Origin of the sequence: Enterovibrio coralii, from assembly GCF_001559595.1 — a bacterium.
Taxonomy (GTDB): domain Bacteria; phylum Pseudomonadota; class Gammaproteobacteria; order Enterobacterales; family Vibrionaceae; genus Enterovibrio; species Enterovibrio coralii.
In genome coordinates, this window is record NZ_LNTY01000036.1 from 1 (window position 1) to 16,532 (window position 16,532).

Here is a 16,532-nt window from a genome sequence, read left to right on the forward strand (position 1 = left end):
GTGTGCGTTGAATTTGGAACAAAAAAATGCGCCCGAAATGGGCGCAAGGGAGTCAGGGATTTTCTTGGTGTTGTTTTAAGTTTTTCGTGATTAGGCTTTTTGAGTTTTCAGTTCAACCTGCGGCTCTTTGTTTTCATACTTGGTGAACACATAGAGCGCAACTACGATGATTGAAACAATCACAGTCTTGCTGAACACCAACTCTTCACCCAGCGTCATTACTGCAACAACGTAGCCTACCAATGGCATCAGATTTAGTGCCATCGTCGCTTTTTCAACACCGATTTGTTTGAACGAGTACAGTTGGATCAGGTAGCTACCGCCCGAGATACCCGTACCCAAGAACACCAACAGTGCGATCAACAGTGGGCTTGAAAGGATGATGTTGATTTGTGAAAGATCTAAATCCATCGCGACTACAACTACGATGCCCAATGCCGCAACAGAAATGTATTGGTACAGCATGGAAACGACCGAACCGTACTTGTTAGCCAAGCTTGCGCGAAGGTGAGCTGTCCATGCCAGTGAAAGCATAGAGCCGGTTACGTAGGCGTAGCCAAGAAGTGGATTACCGCCTTCAATGTTATTTGTTGGGCCAACGCTCATGGCATAGATACATAGCGCTGACACAATAAATGCGCCCCACTGCACCTTGTTCATTCGGAAGTTCATGAACATCATGCCGAAGAATACGGTCGCGAATGGCTGCATGCCTTGGATTACGCCATTCTCGGTCGCACCGATGTGCGAAAGAGAGAGGAAGTTAAACAAAGAGAATGCACCTTGCCCAATGATGCCGCAAAGCGCAATTTTCAGATAATCCTTCTTCTCAATACGCAAAGAGGAGCCTAAGTCTTCGCTCAACGATGCACTCTTCTTCGTGAAATAGAAAATGATGGAAAGGCCAATCACTGCGGTCACGTATCTAAAAAAGACGAGAGTTAGCGGGTCAACCGCCATAGAAAGAGGTTTAGATACGACACCAGTGACACCCCAGATAACCGCGACAGAGATTGCTGCTATCCATCCTAGAAGGGCATTGCCTTGACGATTCTGCATTGTCATTCCTTATTTAAATTTGTAGGGATTCGGTCGGTTAAACATGTTTGGTACTGACGATGAATTCATGTTTGTTGCTACGAATTACTTGTTTGTCAGTGCCGATTAACGGATGAAGGGAAGTTTACTGATAACTCAGTTAAATAATGTGACCTATAGCTTGCGGTTTAATTTAGTTAACTGAAATTGCACTCCATTGTTCAAAGTAGTGAATTTGGTCAACCAAACTGAACTTAATGAGTGTCAAACAAGGAGTTATGAGGTCGGATAGTTTGCTTTAGTGAATGATGATGATTTTATAGGTTGAAAATTGGGCATCGACGCATGACAATATAGTCAACATTAGTTAACTAAATTAAATATGGTGCTCATGAACAGTATCAGTGACTTGTCTACGAAGTTTACGCCGAAGGACCGCGACGTGTTGATGGCCTATTTTCGCTTGGCCGACACCATTGCTGATTTCATTGGTCCCCATTGTGAAGTGGTGATTCATTCCTTTGAGAGCCTGGAAAAGTCGGTTGTAAAAATCGTTAATGGTCATCACACAGGGCGCGAAGTGGGTTCTCCTATCACGGACTTAGGTTTGCGCATGCTCAGTGCGTTTGAGAAAACGGGCAATGTGACACCCAAAAGTTACTTTACGGAGAGTAAAGAGGGCGCGTTGCTGAAATCGACAACTTGTATTTTGGAAGGTGAAGAAGGGCGACCGATAGGCATGTTTTGCATCAACATGAACTTATCATTCCCATTCCCTGAGATCATTAAAACCCTGATGCCAGATATGGCGCACTCGTCAATGTCAGTCAGCGAGAACTTTAGTGCAAGTGCCGGTGACGTGATTGACCAGGCTTTAAACCAAGCAATCGTTGAAGTAGAAGGTGATGTTTCCATTACGCCGAAAGGTAAGAACAAAGCCATAACCAAACTGCTGTTTGAAAACGGTATCTTTGAATTAAAAGAGGCCACGGCGATCGTATCTGAGCGATTAGGGATCACCCGTCATGCGATTTACAAATACCTTCGCGAGTACAAGTCAGAGGCTTAAGTACAGCAAGGTATTGAACTGAATAAAAACGAAAAAAGCGCCCACCGGATGGGCGCAAATTCGTAGGGTATTTCCGTTATTATTATTTATTGAGTCGATCTTCGACCAATGTCTGCCAGAACTGTACGCCTGACATCAGGATTTCATCGTTGAAGTCATAGAACGGGTTGTGCAATGCCGTACCGCCACATTCCCCAACACCATTGCCAACCAAAATGTAGCAACCTGGGCGTTCACGCAGCATGAAAGAGAAATCTTCGCTGATGGTGAACGGCGCACAGCTGCCATTTACTTTGTCTTCACCTGCGACTTTGATAGCCGCTTTTACCGCGTGCTCTGTTTCAGTCGCGCTGTTAATGGTCGACAAGAAACTGTTATTGAACTTGTAGGTGTATTCCACGCCAGCAGACATACATTGGCCTGCGACAACGCGCTCAATCGCTTTCTCAATCTTATGCAATGCTTGATCGGTGAAGCTACGCGTGTCCCCTTTAATGGTCACGCGAGAAGGGATGACATTTACTGTACCGTTGGTTTTAAACTCGGTGACCGAGATAACCGCAGTTTCGTCAATCGCACTCAGGTTACGCGAAACGATGGTCTGCATGGCGGTTACAATTTGTGCGCCAACCACAATAGGGTCAGTGCCCATGTGAGGCATTGCAGCGTGTCCGCCTGTGGCAATAACTTCAATCTCAAAGCTGCTTTCGCTCGCCATTAATGAATGTGGGCGCGTTGCGAAATGACCCGCAGGAATACCTGGCAGGTTGTGCATGGCGTACACTTCATCAATCTTCCAGCGCGTAAAGAGACCGTCTGCAATCATGGCCTTTGCGCCAACACCGTGTTCTTCTCCTGGCTGGAAAATGAAGTACACAGTGCCATCAAAATCTTTTGTACGTGCCAGTTCATGTGCAGCACCCAACAGCATTGCTGTGTGGCCGTCATGACCGCAAGCATGCATAACGCCTTCATGTACTGAGCAATGGTCAAAAGTGTTCTTTTCGTGAATATGAAGTGCATCCATGTCTGCACGCAAACCGATAGAACGGTCACTATCACCACACTTCAAAATACCTACAACGCCGGTTTTGCCGATATTGCGGTGAACTTCAATGCCAAACTCTTCCAGTTTGTTTGCGACCATTTCTGATGTCATCACCTCTTCGAAACCGAATTCAGGATGCTTGTGAATGTGATGGCGCCATTCAGTTACGAGTTGCTTAATGGTCATGGGTGTTCCTCATTATAAAGTGGGCGCAGCGTCTAGCTGCGCCGTGTAACTAACTTAACTTACGCTTTTTGAGCTTCTAATTGGGTTTCTGTTTCTTTCGCTTTATCGTTGCCGAACTTCATGAACATCATCATTGAACCGATAACCACAACGATTGCCAGCAGACGCATTGGGGTCACTGACTCGCCCAGCGCGAAGACGGCCAGAACAAACGATGACAGTGGCATTAGGTTCAGTGCCATACCTGTGCCGTCAACACCGACACGTTCCATCGCATAAATGTAGATCAGGTAGCTGATGCCCGAGATACCAACACCCAGAATGACGATACATGCAATGCGCAGTGGAGAGCTGAAGATACCCAATGCAGACGTCAGGTCAGCACCGGTGAACAGTAGGTACAAACCAAAGCCGATTGAAGCGAAGACAAACTGGTGGAACATGGTCGCGACAGAGCCGTACTTTTCTGCCAGTTCAGCACGTGCATAGGCCATGGTTGCGAAACTTGCTGCACTACCAAAACAAATTAGGTGACCGATGTTGAAGCCGTTAGTTTCTGAGTTCGGATCCATAACCAGAATGGCTACGCCGACGAAGGCACCAAGTGCCGACAGCATTTGTAGGTTGTTAAAGCGTGCGCCATGCGAACAAAGCCAACAGTTAAGATCAAGATTGGGATCAAGCCTTGAATCACGCCGTTTTCAGATGCAGTGATGTAATCTAAAGACAGGAATGACAGGAAGCTGAATGCGCCTTGGCCGATGATGCCACACGCTGCAGTCCAGATAATGTCGTGACGGTTTTCCCAATTCAGTTTGAAGTCACGTTTCTTTTCCAGTTTCCCAGATGCCATGCCGACGTTAAGAATGATTGCTAGAGTGATAAATGCGACGGTATAGCGCGCCCAAACGAGGACTTGCGCATCCATAACTTCGAGAATTGGTGTGCCGACAATCCATGGAATACCCCACAGTAAGCCGACGAAAATCGCTGCTGCCCAACCCATTGCTGTACGGTTCATATCTATTTCCTTTTAAATCGATAAATTTGAGATGAGCACGCCCGCAAGCATCTATATGCCTGTGATAGAGAGGAATGGGAGTGCTCAGTAACCGGTAGAGCTAAATCTTGTTTTCTGTTGCGACATTACGCCGCGGTTTCGACACCTTCGCCTTCACCGTCTTTACGGGTGTTAACCATTGGGTATGGTGAGGCGTCTAGGTTGAGCAAACGGCCGTAGCCCGGGCATGACGCGATGTTTCCTGCTAGGTGCATCGCATGCCAGAACATGGCGGAGTTACTGCAAACGACAGGAATGCCGAAACGATCTTCGATTTCTTGAATGTGGTCGAGTACACGCAGGTTAGTACATGACATAAACACTAAGTCAGCACCTGAGTCTGGAAGCAGTTGTTCCAATGCTTCCAACATGGATTCGCGTGATACGGTGGTAATGTCAGTATCGCGTTCGATGCCCAAAGAACCCAGACGAACCACCTCAAATCCTGCCTTGGTCAGCTGTTGGTAGAGTGGAAAGTTCACATCTGTTGGGTATGGCGAGAAAACCGCAATCTTCTTCGCACCAAGACGTTTGAATGCTGCCTGTGCCGCCGTCCAAGGGTTAGTCGCTGGGATGTCGCCACGGTTTTTCGTCAGTAACTCTGCTACGCGGTCTTCACCGATAATGATGGATGCAGATGTACAGCCAAACGCCATGACATCCATTGGCAAGCCATAAGCAATCAGATCGGATGCTTCGCTGATGCCATTGGCAATGTTATCCAGTGCTTCAGGCGTCATTTCACTGCTGTAAAACACGCGGCTACTGAAAACAGCGGCTTGTGTGCCAATCAGTTTTGCCCAATCCATCTCGAGCGAATGGTCCGTGCTAAGTTGCACTAAACCGATGTGCGTGCGATTGATGCGAGGTGCAGCTTGGTAGGTCAGTGGTATTTCGAATGTTTTAAATTCTTCTACAGTCTTCATAGGGTACAGCGTCCAAAAGGGGCCGACACAGGGGGAACGTCGGCCCAAAATCTTATTTAGTTTTTAGATTTTTTTTTACTTGATGATGATGAGTTCTGGCTCAGCGCGTTCGCTTAGCCACTCAGCACCGTTCTCGGTGATCACGATGTTTTCTTCATGGACCATTGATTTGCCTGGCGCGTAAACCATGCCTGGTTCCAGCGTCATCACCATACCTGGTTTTAGCAAGGTGTTATCGGTTGCAGTGTTAGATGGTCGCTCGGTCAGTTCCATGCCTAGACCATGACCTAAACGGCCTACGTCATTACCCAGTGCGCCATTCGCTTCCAGCACTTTCCACATCGCGTTGTAGATATCTGACGTGGTGGCACCCGGACGGGCAGCTTCAAAGCCAGCCGTAGTAGCTTCGTAAACGGCGCGATATGCTGCTTTGGTTTGCTCGCTTGCTGAGCCAAATGCCCAGTTGCGGTCGAAATCAGAGAAGTAACCGTCTCGTTTTGCACCCGTGTCGATGATCAGTACGTCGCCATCTTCGATCACGCGGTCAGTGGGACCCATGATGATGCTGTCGTAACCGTCTGGGCCTGAGCCTGCGATGATGTAAGGACATTCATCAGCACCTTCCAACAGCATGTCGATACGGAATTGCTTACAGATTTCACGTTCAGTCATACCCGCTTTCGCGTACTCAGGTACTTTTGCGAAACCAACGTTAGTGATACGACAGATTTCTTTTACCTTCGCGATTTCTGCAGCTGATTTAACTTGGCGGATTTCATGCATTTGCAGTGACACGTCAACAAACTCTTTGCTAACCATGGTGGTCAGTTTCAAGTAGTTGTTCACTGGCATACGCAGGTGTGATTCGATACCCAGCGTTGCACCAACACGACCAAAGCGCGATGGAAGTGAGTTCAAGTAGCTTGCGACCAAGCTAATACCGTCATCTTCTGGGCGTGGAGAAGGCCAAGTAATGATGTTATCTACCCAGGTACCTGCCATGCCGCTTGCACCGATCTCTGGGATGATTGCTGTTGGCTTACCTTCCGCTGGAATAACAACGAACCAAGGACGTGTTGGACTGTGCCAGAACTGGGTGAAGAACCCTGTGAAATAGCGAACGTTTGGTTCAGTAGTCAGGATCATTGCGTCCAGTTTCATCTCACGCATCATTTGTTGAGCACGAGCGGTACGTTGTTCAAATTCTGCTACTTCAAAGCCACGGGCTAGATAATCAATCATTTCAGTATCCTTCTACACTCAATATTTTAGTTACTCAAAGTGAACTATTCTTGAGGTTGCGTTCACTATCGGTAACGTTATGGTGTGCAGTTTACGAATAATTGAGTTAAATAATGTGACCATTCTCTCGCGGTTCACTAAAGTTTACTTAAGTGGCCTCTCTTTGTTTTGAAAGGTGATTTCGGTCAACATATTTAAACTTTGGTGGTTTTTTCTGTTGATTGAAACGCAAAATTGGCGTCAGATAGTTACCGAAAGTTAATTGTTTGGCTTGAGAGAAATGCGATTTCTCTACTTTTTGAAGTTAACTTAAGTTAACCATTGGAACGTCAGTCACCATGATAAGTATTAGTGAATTAACCACAAAATTTACATCTAATGATCGCGAAAAGCTGGCGGCCTATTTTCGCTTAGCTGACACCATCGCAGATTTTGTGGGGCCACATTGCGAAGTGGTCATTCACTCCTTTGAAAGTTTGGAAAAATCTGTAGTAAAGATTGTTAACGGTCATCACACCGGCAGGGAAGTGGGTTCACCTATTACTGATCTGGGTCTTCGCATGCTTAGCGCGTTTGAAAAGTCAGGGAATGTAACCCCAAAAAGCTACTTTGCTCAGAGCAAAGATGGCTCTTTGCTAAAGTCCACGACCTGTATTCTAGAGGGGGAAGAGGGCAAACCTATTGGTATGTTCTGTATCAACATGAACTTGTCTTTTCCATTTCCTGAAATCATCAAGACCCTGATGCCAGACATGACAAATTCGTCTATGTCGGTGAGCGAAAACTTCAGTGCATGTGCTAATGATGTCATCGCTCAAGCGTTAGATCATGCAACGTCAGAAGTAGAAAAAGACCTTTCAATTAACGCCAAAAGTAAGAACAGAGCAATCACGAAATTACTGTTTGAAGGCGGTATTTTCGAGTTGAAAGAAGCAACAGCCATTGTTTCAGAACGGTTAGGTATCACTCGCCACGCTATCTACAAATACTTGCGCGAGTTTAAGTCGTAAATTATTGAGAAAGAGATAAAACATCATGACAACAAAAACAAAAATCCACACAGAATCTGCACCAGCTGCGATCGGTCCGTACTCTCAAGCAATGGGTTTCCAAGACCTCGTATTCACTTCTGGTCAGTTGCCACTGGATCCAAAGACCATGGCTTTCGTTGAAGGTGGTATCAAAGAGCAATCTCGTCAGTCTCTAGAAAACCTAAAAGCGATTCTGGAAGCGTCAGGTGCTTCAATGGATACTGTGTTGAAAACCACGTGTTTCTTGTCTGACATGGAAAACTTTGCCGCATTTAACGAAGTGTATACTGAAGTATTCGGTACTGAGATGGCACCAGCGCGTTCGTGTGTACAAGCTGCGCGTTTGCCAAAAGATGCGCTTGTAGAAGTTGAAGCCATTGCGTTCATCAAACGCTAATCACTTGTTTTAGATTCATCGGCGGGTTCAACGGTGAACCCGCATCCCCATTCTCTTGTTAGAAGTAGCTGCCATGTTGAAAGTCACTGAAAATAAATACTATACCGGCCAAACAAGCCAAGTGTTCTCTGCCGATGTTGCGAAAGAAACGCGCGCGTTTCACCAACAAATTGAAGGTTACGCGCCAACACCATTGGTGTCATTGCCACACCTGGCTAAACGTTTGGGCGTAAAAAGCATTTTGGTGAAAGACGAATCAAAACGCTTTGGTTTGAATGCATTTAAAGTGTTGGGTGGCTCTTATGCGCTAGGACGCCAACTGGCTGAACACCTGAGCGTTGATATCAGTGACATTGACCTGAAAACCGTTGCTTCCAAGCTGGAAAAACCACTGGTGTTTGCAACGGCAACGGCAGGCAACCACGGTACCGGTGTTGCTTGGGCAGCAAGAGAAATGGGACAAAAAGCCGTGGTTTATATGCCAAAAGGCTCTCCACAGGCAAGCGTTGATCGTATTAAAGGTCTAGGCGCAGAGTGTATCGTGACAGACGTTAACTACGATGACACGGTACGTTTGGCAAGCCAAACGGCAGATGAAAATGGTTGGATGCTGGTTCAAGACACAGCATGGGAAGGCTATGAAAAGATCCCAACGTGGATCTCTCAAGGCTACATGACCATGGCTGATGAAGCGGTTGAGCAACTTACCGAGCTACCGACCCATGTGATGTTGCAAGCAGGTGTAGGTGCAATGGCTGGCGGTGTACTGGGCTATCTGGCAGATAAGCTTGGTGCAGAGAGCTTCAAAGCTATTATCGCTGAGCCTGCCGCAGCGGATTGTATTTTCCGTTCTGCCAAGAAGGCGAGATGGTAAATGTAACCGGCGATCTAAGCTCAATCATGGCAGGTCTAGCATGTGGCGAGCCAAATCCGGTCACTTGGCCAGTCCTGCGTGATTGCAGCTATACCTTTGCATCAGTCGAAGATAAGGTTGCGGCAACGGGTATGCGTATTTTAGGCAACCCACTGAAAGGTGACGAGACAGTCACCAGCGGTGAGTCCGGCGCGATTTGTATGGGGCTGTTATACCTTCTGCTGAAAGACGACACCCACAAAACGTTTGCAGAGCAAATGGGTTTGAATGAAGAGTCTGTTGTCCTGCTGTTCAGCACCGAAGGCGACACCAACCTGACCGCTACCGCCGTATCGTGTGGGAAAGCGAATACGCGCTGTAATTGTTGGTATAGCAAGCACATAGAAAAGGAGACCATTGGGTCTCCTTTTTGCGTAATTGGCAATCTAGATTGGATTACCAAGAAAAATCCACATACATCTCGCCATCCTTACCATTTTTAACACCATGAGTGTTTAGACAGTCTTTGAATGCATCATGCTCTGGATGGGTGGGAAGGTGGATAGCTTCGTCGTCATATTGACCGTTAATGACATAAGCAGACTCTTCCCATGCTTGAAGAGGATTAATAACAATATAACTGGCACTAAGTCGTTTCCCTAACTCTATAAATTGAGGGATCTCTTTGTAATTACTTTTTCGATAAACCATTATAAGATTTATGCAATTGATTTCTTTGTTTTTCAAGAGATAGTGAATAAAGTCCAAGTTTTCCATTAAACTATGAAAGCACCCACCCCTAACTTTCTTATAAGTTTCCTCAGTCGTTGCATCCACTGATATTAGTGCATTAATCATTTTAGACCGAAAGTAAGGATGTATTCGATACCAGTTTTTTTTCGTCCAGAGTAGCCCATTTGACCTAAATCCGATTTCTTTTAGATTTGGAAAATCTTCGGTTGGAAAATTTTTGAGAAACCGTTGGTACCAACTACTCGCAAATACATCGCCTGCTCCATCAATTTCTAAATACTCAACAGCTTTTGTGATACTTCTAAGATTTTCATAAAGCTTGTCTAAACGGCCATTACGGTGGTCTTCAATGATTAGCTTTTCTCGACAAGAAGGGCATTTTAGATTGCAGCTGTTATCCATTCCAAGGTATAGACGAGTCGGCATGCCTCTTAACGAGCCATCAAAAGATTCCGGAGCGTCTATATAATCCTGAAAGTTGCTATCTCTCAGGGTTTCATCGTTTTCAATCTCACTCACTGTGTGGATCATAAATCGTGAAGAAGGGTCATGTCGCTTAGCAGCAGCTGAGCATGTCTTTGTGTTGCAATAACGAAAGCTTCCGTCAGCAAATGACATACGAAACTTTTTGTAGATCTCGTTATTCCAAATTTCTCGGCCGCTTTTTCTTAATAGGTTGCCTGCACTGGGAGGCATGTTAATGATATGAGAGCCACAGCATAAATATACATCAGCGTTGGGTGTCACCAAGATTTGATTGAAGGGGACTTTACAGAGCATTGGTTCATTATTTAATACGTTTACTACATTAACTTCATCTTCCGTAATCGATATGTCCATAGTGTTCCTATTATAAATGTATTTTCATTATTGAACTTTTTGTGATTAAGCATGATTTCATTTGTCATTATTAATTTTGTCTCAGTTTTTTATTATTTTATTTTTATCAAATGCGATCGGATGTAAATAAAATGAGAGGGATGGGTATAACTTACAATGTTGTAAGTTAATTGAGGTGTGAAAAATTGGTGTGCTAGTTTATATTCTTTGTCCTCCTTTAATGCTTTTTCTTAAATGAAGTGTGTTAATTAAGTTCCCGCATAACATCAACATTGCCCCCATTAACAACGCGACTTCAAACGGCTCGGCATAGAACAGTACGCCAACCACAGCGATCAGTGGTAAGCGGAGAAAATCCATGGTGACTACCACTGTCGCTTCTGCATTTTGCATAGCTTTGGCGATACTGAAGTGAGCAATAATGATGTGAGCGCGATGGCGGTGAGCCAGAACCATTGAATCCCTTCCGGCATTTTCCAATTGAGCAGAGCCAGTGCTAGACCAATTGGTAGCTGGATAAGGCTCATGTAAAACAAAATGGTTAGTGGATGCTCTGTGGTGGAAAGCGATTTTGTGCATGTGTGGGCAATGGCGTAGCAATAGCTGCAGCTAGGACCTCGAGAGAGGCAATATCAAGTGCTTTAACGCCTGGTTGGACGATGATGAGCACACCGGCAAATCCGAATGCTATCGAAAGCAGTTTTTTAAGCGTAAGACGTTCTTTTAAGAACAACGCGGCAATCAATGCTGTCCAAAGTGGGACGGTAAATTCCAGAGCAAAAACTTCCGCTAACGGTAACAAGCTAATGCCGATAAACCATGCCATTTGCCCGATAAAATGCACCGAATTGCGAAGGCCATGTAACTTGATGCGCTGGGTTTTAAGCAGGGAGGCTGTATTTCGCGATGCAAAAATGATGGTCGTAATGACCAGTAGGCCAATAAGGCTTCTGAAAAAGAGAACTTGAAAGGTGTCGACCTCGCTGCTGAGTTCCTTAGCTGCAACGGCCATAAGGCAAAACGAACCAAGTGCAACGGACATCCATAAAACCGCTTTGTAGACGATGACGGACTCCTTGTCCTTTGCGGCAGTGCGTGGTGGGGCAAAGTCTGAATGATTTGCTGATTGAATTCAAAAGCATGAAAAAACAAAACCGCCAAAGGTCGGCGGTTTTGCGAGTAACTAAGCAGTTTTATCTCAGCACTTTGCTTAAAAACGACTGTGTACGCTGGTGGACAGGTGCACTGAAAATTTGTTCTGGCGGACCGCTTTCAACTATCTCGCCACCATCGATAAACAATACGCGGTCAGAGACTTCACGGGCAAAGCCCATTTCATGGGTGACAATAACCATGGTCATGCCTGCTTTTGCCAGCGACTTCATCACGTCCAGCACGTCGCCAACCATTTCTGGGTCTAGTGCCGATGTTGGTTCATCAAACAACATCAATTCTGGTTGCATTGCGAGTGCGCGCGCGATTGCTACACGTTGTTTTTGCCCGCCAGAAAGGCTCGAAGGGTAGGCGTTTGCTTTGTCTGAAAGGCCAACTTGCGCAAGCAGTTCCAAGGCTCTGTTTTCCGCATCAGCCGGTGCCAAAACCCCCAGTTTGACGGGTGCCATGGTGATGTTTTGTAGAACAGTTTTGTGTGGGAACAAATTAAAGTTCTGAAACACCATGCCCACACGTTGACGAAGCTTGTTGATGTCAGCACCCGGTGCGGTGATCGCGTCGTCATCAATAAATACGTCGCCGCCTGTTGGCACTTCCAAAAGATTTAAACAACGCAAGAAGGTGCTTTTTCCGCTGCCTGATGGGCCAATAACACTGACCACTTCGCCTTGGTTGATGGTTTCAGTGATCCCTTTTAGAACCTGATGTTCCCCAAAGCTTTTTTGAAGATTGTTAACTCTAATCACTTTGCTTCAACCTGTTTTCAAATTTGCCTAAAAGGAACGTAAAGGTGTACGTCAGAATCAAGTAGATAATCGCACAGGTAAAGAGCGGGGCGACATCTTCAAAGGTACGGCTTCGGATGATTTCCCCAGCGCGCATCAAGTCTACGCCACCGATAAAACCGATTACCGCAGTCTCTTTCAGCAGCACAATAAATTCATTACCTAGTGCCGGAAGGATGTTTTTTAGTGCCTGTGGGAAAATAACATCCTGCATAGCTTGGCTGTGTGAAAGGCCGAGTGAGCGAGCAGCTTCCATTTGTCCTTTATCGACAGCCTGAATACCTGCTCGGATAATTTCTGAAATATAGGCACCGCTGTTTAAACCAAAGGCAATGATCGCGGCAGTGATTTTATCGACGTCCAAAGATGCAAGAACGATGAAGTAAAGGATCACAAGCTGAACGACGACTGGCGTGCCACGAATAACGCTAACGTAGATATTGGCAGGCCAAGTTAGATACCACTTGCCAGACATTTTCATCAGCGTTGTACAAACGCCAAGAATGGAACCAAGGATGATGCAAAGAAGGTCACCATGAGCGTGACTTTTAAGCCGTTTAGGATCAGTAAGATACCGATCATGCCATCGGAGCCGATGGGGGTGAATAACGAATCTATAATTGCTTGCATCAATACTGCTACTTCATTTTTGTGCGGTCATCGCAGGAAAGGGGAAGTACCTGCGATGACCACTGGTGGGGGAATTACTTAATGTGTTTGGTCAGCAGGGCGTCGAAATCGCCATTGGCTTTCATTGCTGCAAGTGTAGTGTTGACTTGTTTTTGCAGTTCAACGTTACCTTTCGCCACCGCAAGACCGTAGTACTCAGGGTTGAATGGCAGTTCTTGAAGCTCTAGTTCTGGGTTCTTCTTCAGCAAGTTAGCCGCAGGAGCTTTGTCGAAAAGCATCAAATCAACGCGGCCATTTTTAAGCTCCATCATGGCTTCAAAACCCGTGTTGAACGCAACAACCTGGTCGCTAAACTCTTTCGCCATGATGTCACCCGTAGTACCAAGCTGAACGGAGATCTTTTTACCTTTCAGGTCATCGATAGATTGAATGCTGGTGTCACCGTTTTGAGTAACAACTACCTGAGTCGCTTCATAGTAAGGGTCAGAGAAGTCAACATTGGCTTGGCGCTCAGGGGTAATAGTCATGCCTGCCGCGACCATGTCGATACGGCCCGCGTTAAGTGCAACGATCAAAGAATCGAACGACATGTCCTCCACTTTCAGTGTTTTGCCGCTGTCCTCGGCAATTTTCTTAACGATATCGATATCAAATCCCATGATCTCGTCACCGTTTGCACCACCGATATATTCAAACGGAGGAAATGATGCGTTTGTGCCGACGACCAGAACATTTTCTTCTTCGCCACAACCCGTCAGTGCTGCTAACGAGAGTCCAAGTACCGCAATGATTTTTTTCATAAATTGCTCTCTAAATGAATACGTTATGACCTGTTGATGACTATAATCCAATTCTTTTTATTGTGTAAATATAAATTCATTAAAAATGCTAAATTATTCACTTATTGTGGTGTTTTATATCTTAAGTTTAATTTATTTAATCTCATATAACTGATTATATATAAGTGATTTATGATGATTTTTAAGAGGTTTTTCTTTGAGGGTAATTTTTGTGTTGATGATGAATTATTCGTTTTTAAGGTTATTTTTAGTGTGAGGTATATGTTTTGTGAATGGGTTTATTTAGAGAGATATCAACGGTGGTAAAGAAGAGAAATCCACTAAAGGCTGAGTGGTTTTGGATGGTGTATTTGTAAACAGTGAGAATGGCTGGAAATGATGCTGGTGCAATGCGTCGATATCGAGCAGAGACGCTAATGCATAAAACCGTGCGACGTATGTTTTGGTTTCTGTGGGAAGCGATAGCGAAGAGAAATGAGTGTGCTTTTGGCGTTGAATAGCACGCTGCACGCGGCCTTCCCCTGCATTATACGCAGCCAGTGTTAGCGTCTGGTTGCCTTCAAACTTTCGGTAAAGGAAAGCGAGATATTTCAACGCCGCCTCTGTGCTTGCGAATTCATCAAAACGTTCATCCTTTCCTTCCGTGACATTCAAACCAAATCGCTCTGCGGTGGCAGGAATGAGTTGCCACAATCCTGCCGCATTGGCGTGGGAAATGGCATTGGCATTGAATGAAGATTCAAGCATTGGAATGAGAACAAACTGCTCCGGTAAGCCCAGTGCTTTTAGCTGCTTTAAAATGTGGCTTACAAGCGGTGAATAGGCGTTAAATCGTGCTTCTATTTGTTGTTGGTAAGGCGCGAGGATTGAATGCTCTTTTGACACATCTTCTGGCAAAGGTTTGGCTAGTAATGGTTTTGGGGTGCTGATGAGGCAAACACCCAGAGCCAATATGAGCGTGCAACGCTTGAGGAAGACGTTGAGCAAGGGCTTATGGCTGTTCGTGGTAGATATCTGCGGCAGGCTTGATCACACCAGAAATCATTTCATGGAAAGAAGCGGATACTTGCCCATTGTCATTGTTGTATTGCTGGCATTGCTCGACAAGGCGCTGAAGCGAGTCCCATTGCACCATCGCTTTCTTTTTCAACGCGGAAGGCAATGCGTTTTGCAGGCGAGAAACGCCTCTGTTCGAATCCTCAAGCCCGAGTTGCTTTAAGCAATCTTGTCGCTGTCGCGATGAGGTTTTAAGGGTGTTCAACAACGGTTGTTGCGCGGCAAGGTTTTCCTGCAACGCAACTGCGTCAAAGGAAACATAGAGGACTCGTTGGCGTTTCAAAAGATCCAGTAGCTGCTCATAGTGTTTGATGTCGTGACTGACGGTTTGCAAAAAGTACTGGATAAGCTGTGTTGCATTCGGTGCCATATGGAGTCCTTGTTGGCGTGTGGATTATTCTCTTCCGGTATGAAACTTCATCACAGCTTGCGATAACGCTTTCATGTCCAAGCTGAGTTCACCACGGTGAAGGGCATTGCGAATGGCATCCACTTTGGCCATGTCGACATCGGGTAACGAAGACATGTCTTTCTGTGCTTGTTCGATAGCCGCAGTATTCACGCTAACTTGTGGTTCAACAGGGGCAGGACGAGTTGGTGTTTCAAGTGGTTTGTTCGATGCTTGTTGAAGCGAACTTTGTGGAACATGGCCACTGGAGACTTTATCGATTTTCATGGTAATCGTCCTTATTCATCAGGTAATTCAACGCTTACTGGATGAATGCGACCATTACGACGAATGCATTAAATACCAGAAGAGATTTTTCTGTCGTTTAGCCGTTTTACACAAAAAGTGCAGGCTTTGCCGAGTAGGTGCGACGAAAAATGCCAACCTCAGTCAAAAAATACCCGTTTGAGATGCGTGGTATGGAGCTAGAGCGTTTTGATGTACTGCCTTGGCGTGATGCCAAACGTCTCTTTGAATTTGAGAGAAAAACGCGCTTCAGATTGGTATCCACATTTCAACGCCAAATCAATTTGCGTACCGTACTCTTGCATCAAGGACAGGGCATATACCATTCGCACATGTGTCAGCACCTGACGAAATGATGCATCTTCCGCAGTGAGCTTACGAGTCAATGTTGCTCGACTCATGGAAAAATGCTGTGCAACGGTATCGATAGGATGAGGGTCGCCAGGGTTAACGCTAAGGTACTGCGCAACGCGCTCTTTCATTGAGCGATTGCCACCTGGGAAAAGCAAATGCAGCGCATTCGTTTCCGCAAGCTCAGTATAAAACCCCTCGAGGAAATGCCGTTGGGCGTCTTGAGACAGCCCTTTTTCAACCATGCTGAAAAGGGTGTTAAAGCAAAACGCGAGTTGTGGTGTGACTTCGACACGCGGCTCCGCTTGATCGGCTTTTTGCCGAGAGCGGGTTAGCAATTCGTCGGATGGTGGCTCAAAAAAAGTGAGTGTGCGTGAATAAAAATCTGCGTGCTCAGGGAGATTGACGAAAGTGAGGTAGTGACTGGCGGGAATCACCAACCAGTCACTTGGCGTGTAGCCACGCGATGAATCATCCACCAAAGTTGCTTGCTGCCTTTGTTGACCCAAATGATAGTCGGTGCATAGATATAGACATTTCTCAGCGGCTGTTTTGATTGACCACGAAATTGTCCTGTCTGCACGACATGTTTCATCGCGT

General features: G+C 45.7%; 19 protein-coding genes and 2 pseudogenes. 4 read left to right on the forward strand and 17 right to left on the reverse strand.

Going from position 1 to position 16,532, the window contains the following annotated elements; all coding sequences use genetic code 11:
- Window positions 1-90 precede the first annotated feature (90 nt).
- Window positions 91-1,059 carry a DMT family transporter gene (locus ATN88_RS15375; protein ID WP_067417757.1) on the reverse strand — a complete coding sequence of 323 codons (969 nt, stop codon included), beginning with the start codon at window positions 1,057-1,059 and terminating at the stop codon, window positions 91-93.
- Window positions 1,060-1,429: 370 nt separating this feature from the next.
- Between ATN88_RS15375 and ATN88_RS15380 the strand changes: the two genes are divergently transcribed.
- Window positions 1,430-2,107 (forward strand): helix-turn-helix transcriptional regulator, encoded by a 678-nt coding sequence (locus tag ATN88_RS15380; RefSeq protein WP_067418041.1) that lies wholly within the window; start codon window positions 1,430-1,432, stop codon window positions 2,105-2,107.
- 82 nt (window positions 2,108-2,189) lie between these two features.
- On the opposite strand, the gene ATN88_RS15385 is transcribed toward ATN88_RS15380, so the two are convergent.
- From ATN88_RS15385 to ATN88_RS15400, 5 genes are all read right to left on the reverse strand, one after another.
- A complete protein-coding gene (locus ATN88_RS15385) occupies window positions 2,190-3,341 on the reverse strand; it encodes a M20 aminoacylase family protein (RefSeq protein ID WP_067417761.1) in 1,152 nt (383 codons plus the stop codon).
- A 59-nt stretch (window positions 3,342-3,400) separates the two neighbouring features.
- Window positions 3,401-3,958, reverse strand: a complete 558-nt coding sequence (locus ATN88_RS28940; RefSeq protein WP_232313288.1) for a DMT family transporter — start codon at window positions 3,956-3,958, stop codon at window positions 3,401-3,403.
- Window positions 3,925-4,362: an EamA family transporter gene (locus ATN88_RS28945; protein ID WP_232313290.1), complete on the reverse strand. Its 438-nt coding sequence runs from the start codon at window positions 4,360-4,362 to the stop codon at window positions 3,925-3,927. Before ATN88_RS28945 ends, ATN88_RS28940 begins: the two co-directional genes overlap by 34 nt.
- A gap of 125 nt (window positions 4,363-4,487) precedes the next feature.
- Entirely contained in the window at window positions 4,488-5,327 is an 840-nt protein-coding gene (locus ATN88_RS15395; protein WP_157490730.1) for a maleate cis-trans isomerase family protein, read from the reverse strand.
- Window positions 5,328-5,402: 75 nt separating this feature from the next.
- Complete coding sequence (locus tag ATN88_RS15400; RefSeq protein ID WP_067417765.1) at window positions 5,403-6,569, reverse strand: M24 family metallopeptidase; 1,167 nt, start codon at window positions 6,567-6,569, stop codon at window positions 5,403-5,405.
- A gap of 338 nt (window positions 6,570-6,907) precedes the next feature.
- On the opposite strand from ATN88_RS15400, the gene ATN88_RS15405 reads away from it, so the two are divergent.
- The 3 genes and pseudogenes from ATN88_RS15405 (at window position 6,908) to ATN88_RS15415 (ending at window position 9,232) form a co-directional block, all read left to right on the forward strand.
- Complete coding sequence (locus tag ATN88_RS15405) at window positions 6,908-7,579, forward strand: helix-turn-helix transcriptional regulator (protein ID WP_067417768.1); 672 nt, start codon at window positions 6,908-6,910, stop codon at window positions 7,577-7,579.
- 25 nt (window positions 7,580-7,604) lie between these two features.
- A complete protein-coding gene (locus ATN88_RS15410) occupies window positions 7,605-7,997 on the forward strand; it encodes a RidA family protein (protein WP_067417771.1) in 393 nt (130 codons plus the stop codon).
- A 73-nt stretch (window positions 7,998-8,070) separates the two neighbouring features.
- A pseudogene (locus tag ATN88_RS15415) lies at window positions 8,071-9,232 on the forward strand (diaminopropionate ammonia-lyase).
- A 74-nt stretch (window positions 9,233-9,306) separates the two neighbouring features.
- On the opposite strand, the gene ATN88_RS15420 reads toward ATN88_RS15415, so the two are convergent.
- The 11 genes and pseudogenes from ATN88_RS15420 to ATN88_RS15460 form a co-directional block, all read right to left on the reverse strand.
- Window positions 9,307-10,443, reverse strand: coding sequence for an SPASM domain-containing protein (locus ATN88_RS15420; RefSeq protein ID WP_067417774.1), 1,137 nt, complete (start codon window positions 10,441-10,443; stop codon window positions 9,307-9,309).
- Between the two features lie 198 nt (window positions 10,444-10,641).
- Window positions 10,642-10,899, reverse strand: a complete 258-nt coding sequence (locus ATN88_RS28635; RefSeq protein WP_332308914.1) for a hypothetical protein — start codon at window positions 10,897-10,899, stop codon at window positions 10,642-10,644.
- Between the two features lie 85 nt (window positions 10,900-10,984).
- Window positions 10,985-11,485 (reverse strand): DMT family transporter, encoded by a 501-nt coding sequence (locus ATN88_RS28640; protein WP_332308915.1) that lies wholly within the window; start codon window positions 11,483-11,485, stop codon window positions 10,985-10,987.
- A 151-nt stretch (window positions 11,486-11,636) separates the two neighbouring features.
- Complete coding sequence (locus ATN88_RS15430; protein WP_067417777.1) at window positions 11,637-12,362, reverse strand: amino acid ABC transporter ATP-binding protein; 726 nt, start codon at window positions 12,360-12,362, stop codon at window positions 11,637-11,639.
- A complete protein-coding gene (locus ATN88_RS15435; RefSeq protein WP_198158388.1) occupies window positions 12,355-12,876 on the reverse strand; it encodes an amino acid ABC transporter permease in 522 nt (173 codons plus the stop codon). Before ATN88_RS15435 ends, ATN88_RS15430 begins: the two co-directional genes overlap by 8 nt.
- Window positions 12,877-12,881: 5 nt before the next feature.
- The gene (locus ATN88_RS26185) at window positions 12,882-13,031 is read right to left on the reverse strand and encodes a hypothetical protein (protein ID WP_198158389.1); all 150 of its coding nucleotides are present in this window, start codon (window positions 13,029-13,031) and stop codon (window positions 12,882-12,884) included.
- 74 nt (window positions 13,032-13,105) lie between these two features.
- Window positions 13,106-13,831, reverse strand: a complete 726-nt coding sequence (locus ATN88_RS15440) for a basic amino acid ABC transporter substrate-binding protein (RefSeq protein WP_067417781.1) — start codon at window positions 13,829-13,831, stop codon at window positions 13,106-13,108.
- Between the two features lie 282 nt (window positions 13,832-14,113).
- The gene (locus ATN88_RS15445; RefSeq protein ID WP_232313293.1) at window positions 14,114-14,818 is read right to left on the reverse strand and encodes a lytic transglycosylase domain-containing protein; all 705 of its coding nucleotides are present in this window, start codon (window positions 14,816-14,818) and stop codon (window positions 14,114-14,116) included.
- 4 nt (window positions 14,819-14,822) lie between these two features.
- Window positions 14,823-15,257 carry a flagellar protein FlgN gene (gene flgN, locus ATN88_RS15450; protein ID WP_067417784.1) on the reverse strand — a complete coding sequence of 145 codons (435 nt, stop codon included), beginning with the start codon at window positions 15,255-15,257 and terminating at the stop codon, window positions 14,823-14,825.
- Window positions 15,258-15,281: 24 nt separating this feature from the next.
- Window positions 15,282-15,563, reverse strand: coding sequence for a flagellar biosynthesis anti-sigma factor FlgM (gene flgM / locus ATN88_RS15455; RefSeq protein WP_067417787.1), 282 nt, complete (start codon window positions 15,561-15,563; stop codon window positions 15,282-15,284).
- A 197-nt stretch (window positions 15,564-15,760) separates the two neighbouring features.
- Window positions 15,761-16,527, reverse strand: a pseudogene (locus tag ATN88_RS15460) (helix-turn-helix transcriptional regulator).
- Window positions 16,528-16,532 lie beyond the last annotated feature (5 nt).